Raw genomic sequence first — 436 nt, forward strand, 5'->3', positions numbered from 1 at the left:
ATTAAACGACTGGAGCACGCCAGTCATCGGAACCCGAAGTACCGGATACTTCGTGGGTCCAGGTGATTTTGCGGTAGGTGAACTGCACTTCTTCCAGGTGGGTGAAGTGCGCGTTGCCTGGATCCTGGCAGTTGTGCATTTTGTTGTTGATGGCGACGATGATCGCGTCTTCCAGTTTGGTGGTGTAGTAGTGCTCTTGAGTACCTTGAGCAGAAGTACGGTACCACTGGATAACGATTTCGCTCATGCGCTCGCCGGAGGTCAGAGCCGCTTGCAGCAGAGGCGAAGCCTTGTCGTAGACCTTGGTGATCACAACTGGCTTGTGAACGCGCTGACCGGTTGGCTGACCGGATTGTGGGTCACGCGGGATGATCACGTCGTGGGTGAAAGCCTGAACCATAACCTGGTCTTCGTGGCCTTCCTGGTAGGTGTTGCC

Annotated in this window: 1 protein-coding gene; it reads right to left on the reverse strand. The window is 55.3% G+C overall.

Going from position 1 to position 436, the window contains the following annotated elements:
• Nucleotide 1 precedes the first annotated feature (1 nt).
• On the reverse strand, nucleotides 2-436 hold a 435-nt coding region (locus tag QZR14_RS27950; protein WP_130000230.1), incomplete at its 5' end, for an Hcp family type VI secretion system effector.

Source organism: Pseudomonas sp. rhizo66 (assembly GCF_031931925.1).
In the GTDB taxonomy this organism is placed as follows: Bacteria; Pseudomonadota; Gammaproteobacteria; order Pseudomonadales; family Pseudomonadaceae; genus Aquipseudomonas.